General features: G+C 45.6%; 4 protein-coding genes. All 4 read right to left on the bottom strand.

The annotated features are described in order from the left end of the window. Nucleotides 1–554: 554 nt before the first annotated feature. On the bottom strand, nt 555–1,172 hold the full coding sequence (locus tag T357_RS0116700) for a cytidylate kinase-like family protein (protein ID WP_031555031.1): 618 nt from the start codon (nt 1,170–1,172) through the stop codon (nt 555–557). A gap of 145 nt (nt 1,173–1,317) precedes the next feature. Further along, nucleotides 1,318–1,968 (bottom strand): phosphatase PAP2 family protein, encoded by a 651-nt coding sequence (locus T357_RS0116695; protein WP_049962531.1) that lies wholly within the window; start codon nt 1,966–1,968, stop codon nt 1,318–1,320. A 3-nt stretch (nt 1,969–1,971) separates the two neighbouring features. Continuing rightward, nucleotides 1,972–3,753 (bottom strand): ABC transporter ATP-binding protein, encoded by a 1,782-nt coding sequence (locus tag T357_RS0116690; RefSeq protein WP_044917291.1) that lies wholly within the window; start codon nt 3,751–3,753, stop codon nt 1,972–1,974. Then, nucleotides 3,753–5,744 (bottom strand): ABC transporter ATP-binding protein, encoded by a 1,992-nt coding sequence (locus T357_RS0116685; protein ID WP_081828237.1) that lies wholly within the window; start codon nt 5,742–5,744, stop codon nt 3,753–3,755. Before T357_RS0116685 ends, T357_RS0116690 begins: the two co-directional genes overlap by 1 nt. Between the last annotated feature and the right edge of the window lie 256 nt (nt 5,745–6,000).

Raw genomic sequence — 6,000 nt, 5'->3', positions numbered from 1 at the left:
TGTTCTTGAGTTCCTCATCGTCGGCAATGGCCGAAGAGCGTTTCTTGGAGCACCTGTCAAGGGTGGCGGACGGTGCCAATACATAAATTTAAAGCCACTGAACGAAAGTGTAAAATGATAAAAATCTGCGAACGAGAGCCACCAATAACACCCCATTTAGGCAGGTGGAATTCAGTCTTGCAGAACGCAATTCCAGTTGTCAGCGACCGCATACGCTTTTTTCAATTTACACATCATTCAAGTGGCTAAATTCCACAATAAAGGGTTTGACAAAATATGTCAAACCCTCAAAAAACTGAATTTAGTCTTCAGTATGGAATTTACTTTTACATGTGGAATTTAACTTTTCATTCAATCACTTAATGAGCGCAGATCCAGCGATTAATAGTCTCGGAAAGACAAAGAAAAAATCCTTAAGTATCCTCTTGAACCACTCTATGACAATAGCCATCGGGGACGGTTCCACGAAGAGCTTCAGCGAAAAAATACGTGGCATTTGATCTCGACCTGCAAAATATCAGCCGGGGCATATGCCCCGGCTGAAAAAGTTTTCATCAATCTTCTTTTGGTGTCTTTGTTACATCCTTGGTTTTGCATATATCGTAGATGATATCTACACAGCTGTCGATTCCGAGGCTTCCACTATCCAGGGTGATGTCATAATTCTGGCATTTGCCCCACTCCTGTTCGGTGTAGTAACGGTAATTGAATTTACGTTTCTTATCCATATCCTTCAGCATCTTGTCAGTATGCTCAGGATCCTTGTAGATACGTGTAATACGGTCTTTTCTTTTATCAAGATCCGCATGGATGAATACATTAAGAACGTCAGTCCTCTCCCTGAGTATATAATCTGCGCAGCGTCCCACTATAACGCAGGGGCCTTTTGCCACAAGCTCAAGTATGACTTCTCTCTGCTTTGACCAGAGATAATCCTCAGGACTCATGCCGTAACTGTTACGGGCTGAGAAGGAGTACTCGATCCAGTTCTTGGCGTTGGCATACTCACCCTGTTTTTTTACATATTCTTCTGCAAAGCCTGTTTTGAAGGCAGTCTGCTCGATGATTTCTTTATCATATAACGGGATTCCCAGCTTGTCGGCGAGCTTTTTGCCTACTTCTCTTCCGCCGGAGCCATATTCTCTTGAAATTGTTACATACTTAATATTCATACTGTCACCTTCTTCCGGAGTGTTGTTTCACGAACTATCTGCCTTCATTTTAACATCAATATTTCGGGCGTTCAATGAGTTTGGAAAAAATTTCTACATTATGACTCCGAGGTCGTAACAGTTCACGATGGCTATGTAATAATATTTATTTCTCGAAAAATCTTTTCCAAATAAACCAGAGTAGAACACTCATGGCCCAGCCGAGAATAACGTCTATTACTGAATGCTGCTTTATAAACATTGTGGAAAGGCAAATGAGAACTGCGATTATGGTTTCTATGTTCTTGTATCGCAGCTTTATGTACCGGCACTCTCGCACTACCAGGTCGATGGCTATGGTGCTGGAGACGTGCATGCTGGGGCAGACGTTGCGGGGCGGGTCGATGGAGCGAAGCCAATTCACTGCTGTCGAAAACAAGTCTGTCGACTCCAAGGGTTCTCTCAAGGCGAGGCCGTTGGGCCAGATTGTGTACACTATCATGCAGATAGTGTAGCCTCCGAATAGTATGAAGCAGAGCTTCAGGAAATCATTTTTGGTTCCCCAGAAAAGGAAAAACACCAGGGCCCCCGGGAAGATGATCCACCACATGGCATAGGGTATGAAAAATGCGGGGATGGTGGGGATCATTCTGTCAATCGGTAACTCTATGATTTGGACTTCGCTTGCCGGAACTTCCCTTAACTGTAAACGCGCAAAATATAAAAGGTAACAGGGGAGGTACAGAAGCCAGAGGCAGTAAATATTATCTTTTATGAAACCTTTCGGGTTTGTGTACATGGTTTTGATTTTTTCCATTTATCATGCTTCCTTTGCAAACTGGCTGTTATAGAGTGTTGAATAGAAGCCACCCTTTTGGAGGAGCTCCTCATGTTTACCCTGTTCGATGATATTTCCGTCCTTCAGAACCAGTATCAGGTCTGCATTTCTGATGGTGGACAGACGATGTGCAACTATGAAGGTTGTTCTGCCTTCCATCATTCGGTCGAAGGCATGCTGGATATGAAGTTCGGTTCTGGTATCGATTGAGGAAGTAGCTTCGTCCAGGATGAGCATCGGCGGAAGGCGCAGCATGAGTCTCGCTATACAGAGAAGCTGTTTCTGTCCCTGGCTGAGGGAACCTCCGTCTTCACCGAGAACCGTGTCATAGCCCTGAGGCAGACGGCGGATGAATCCGTCGCAATGTGCCTTTTTTGCAGCCTCAACTATCTCTTCCATTGTGGCATCGGGCTTTCCGTAGGCAATATTTCTGCGGATGGTAGTGGCTTTGAGCCAGGTCTCCTGAAGTACCATTCCGAAGTTGTCACGGAGACTTCCGCGGGTGACAGAGCGGTTGTCAAATCCATCCACCAGGATACCGCCCTGATCCGGCTCATAAAATCTCATCAGAAGGTTTATAAGTGTTGATTTTCCGCAGCCCGTGGGACCAACGATTGCCACAGTCTCACCGGGTTTAACGTGAATGTTTATGTCGGTAAGTAATTTCTTACTCTTATCATAAGAGAACCAGAGATGTTCTACATCTATCTGTCCCTTAAGTTCACCATTTGCTCCAAGTACTTCCGCATCGGGAGCATCCGGAACCATGGCTTCTTCATCTATGATCTCAAAAACACGGGATGCGGAAGCGATGGCATTCTGAAGTTCGGTTACAACTCCGGAAATTTCATTGAAGGGCTTTGTGTACTGATTTGCGTAGCTAAGGAAGGACACAAGTTCTCCGACTGTAATCATGGTTTTTATGGCCATGAAGGCACCGCTCACGCCTACTGCCGCATAAACGATATTATTCACACATCTTGTGGCGGGGTTAACAAGTGAGGAAATGAAAACTGCCTTGAAGCTGTAGCCCGACAGCTTTTCATTGATGTCCTCAAATTTCTCCTGGGCATCCTTTTCATGGGAGAACGCCTTCACTACCTTAAGGTTTCCAAGCATTTCCTCTGTGAATGCGGTTATCTCTCCTCTGCTTTCCGACTGCTTCTGGAAGAAGTTGTATGTGTGCTTTGCTATAAGGCTTGCCACAACAAAGCTAAGAGGCGTAAGACAGATAACTATCACAGTAATGAAAGGCTCAATGTAGAACATGAACATCAAGGTTCCAAGTATGGTGAGAACTCCTGTAAAAAGCTGGGTGAAGCCCATGAGAAGTCCCTGGGAGAACTGGTCTATGTCCGTAATGATACGGCTGGTCAGATCGCCTGCCGGGTGCTTGTCAAGGTAGCTTATGGGAAGCTCCTCCACATGGTTAAATGCTTTTGTTCTGATATCCTCAACTACTCTGAAGGTAACGATGTTGTTGATGTGGTTCATGAGCCACTGGGCAAGAGCCGTAAGGATGATAAGTATTCCCATGAGCTTCAAAATGCCCATAAGCTTCCCCCAGTCAACATTACCTTCACCCACTATGGTATCCACCGCATAGCCTGTAAGGATCGGAAGGTACAGAGTCAGCACCACGGTCACTGCCGCAAGCAGGATGGAAATGATAACAAGATGCATATATTTCCTTATATACCTAAGGATCCTGCCAATTGTCTGACGGTCTTCAGCCGTCATTTTTCTTGGTTTTCCTTTTGCCATTACTCTGCCTCCTTTCCGTTTTCTGCCAATGCTTCTGCCTTTGAAGTTTCAACCGAGCCGTCATTTGAATCCGCGGAAGATCTTTCTGTTTCTGTCGAAGGATTCTGTGTGTTTCCGGCTGGTTTACCGACTTCATCCTTATTAAGCTGTGAGAGGCAGATCTCCTTATATACTTCACAGGAGTTGAAAAGTTCATCATGGGTTCCGATGCCGGCAACATTACCATCATCAAGAACCACGATCTTGTCGGAATTACGTACTGTGGAGACTCTCTGGGAAATGATGAAAACAGTCATGTTCTCGGTATCTCTCTTTATAGCCTTTCGGAGTGCCGCGTCCGTTGCGAAATCAAGTGCGGAAGCAGAATCATCCAGGATAAGGATCTCAGGTTTACGAACCACGGCTCTTGCGATGGCAAGTCTCTGCTTCTGTCCTCCGGAGAAGTTTCTTCCCTCTTGCTCTACCTTAAGCTCCAGACCTTCGCCCTTCTGCTCCACGAAATCGTAAGCCTGGGCGGTCTTTAATGCTGCATAGATTTCTTCATCCGTTGCATCTTCCTTGCCCCACTGCATATTTTCTCTGAGGGTCCCTCTGAAAAGAACGCTTCTCTGGGGAACTACACCGATTTTCTTTCTAAGCTCTGAAAGCCCGTACTCTTTTACCGGCTTTCCTTCTATATCTATCTCACCGCCGGTAACGTCATAAAATCTAGGGATAAGGTTAATGAGTGTTGACTTACCTGCACCGGTACCTCCGATGACACCCACAGTCTCTCCGGGCATGACATCAAAGGTGATTCCGGAAAGTGCAAGATCCGCACCTTCTGTGTAGGCAAAAGATACGTCACGGAAGGAAACCTTGGGGGATGAATAAATATTGCCTTCACCCAAGGATGAGCCGGTTTGAGCTCCTTTGATAATATCTGAAGCAGCTTGTTCTTTTGAGATACCTGCAGAAACCGGAGCTTCTGATGAGCTGCTGTCTGCGCCCTTCGCAAAAATACCATTTGAAACAGAGCCGGCAGAAACTCCGGCATGATCCTGAACGCTTGGCTTGATGCTGAACACACCGTCGATTCGATTCATACTTGCCATGGCACGGGTGATCTGTATGACAAGGTTTGCAAGCTTTATAAGCTCAACCAGGATCTGGGACATGTAGTTAACAAGAGCCACAAGCTGTCCCTGGGTCAATGATCCCGTATCAACAAAATTGGCGCCGCGGTAAATAAGGTAAACCACAGCAAGGTTGATGATAACGTAGGTCACAGGATTAAGAAGCGCAGAGATACGACCGACATTTACCTGCATTTCTGTAAGTCTGTCGTTCTCCCTCTTGAACTGCTCTATCTCGGAAGCCTGACGATTGAAGGCGCGGACTACTCTCACACCGAGAAGATTCTCTCGGGTAGTCTTCATTATCTTATCAAGCTGCGCCTGATTGTTCTTGTACATAGGGGCAGTCGTCAGGATGATGCCGAAAACCACCGCAAAAAGCACAGCTATGGTGATGGTGAAAATGATTCCGGCCTTAACATTGATGGTAAAGGCAAGGATCATGGCACCGAAAACGATGAAGGGTGATCTCATGAACAGGCGGAGGGCCATGTTTACGCCGCTTTCCACGGCATTGATATCTGAGGTCATTCTGGTAATGAGGGTGCTGGTGCCCAGGATATCGATGTCCTTATAGGAAAGACTGTTTATATGCCTGAACAGGTCATTTCGGAGCCCTTTTCCGGTATGGATGGCCACCTTTGCGGCAAAGAACTGTGCAGTAAAGGAACATGTGAGACCTATGGCCGCCAGTAAAAGCAACAGGCCTCCCATTTTAAATACATACCCAAGGTCATTATTATGTATACCCTTATCAATCATACTGGAAATGACCATGGGCACCAAAAGATCGAAGCAGGCTTCCAGGCACTTGAACAGCGGCGCCAGAATCGCCTTGACCTTGTAATCATTAATATAAGATAAAAGTCTTTTCACGAATTGCCTCCTGAAATTTTGTTTCTGTTTTCGCAGGAAGTGCTCTTTTCTATAGAAGAGACTCTCCCAAAACAAAAACAACTCTGCTGCGGCAACCACCACAGCAGAGCCATTATATACCCTTTGTCAAGAGATGTCACATTTTCAACGATTATCTATTACATCCCAAATAAACCGGAATGCGTGCCTGTATCTGTTATCGAGTACACAGAAAATGTTCAGCTTCCGACTAATCTAAAGTTCGACTTTAGATTAG

Origin of the sequence: Oribacterium sp. FC2011, from assembly GCF_000701645.1 — a bacterium.
Classification (GTDB): Bacteria; Bacillota; Clostridia; order Lachnospirales; family Lachnospiraceae; genus Oribacterium.
The sequence above is the reverse complement of the archived record's forward strand: the minus strand, read 5'-3'. Positions and strand labels throughout refer to the sequence as shown.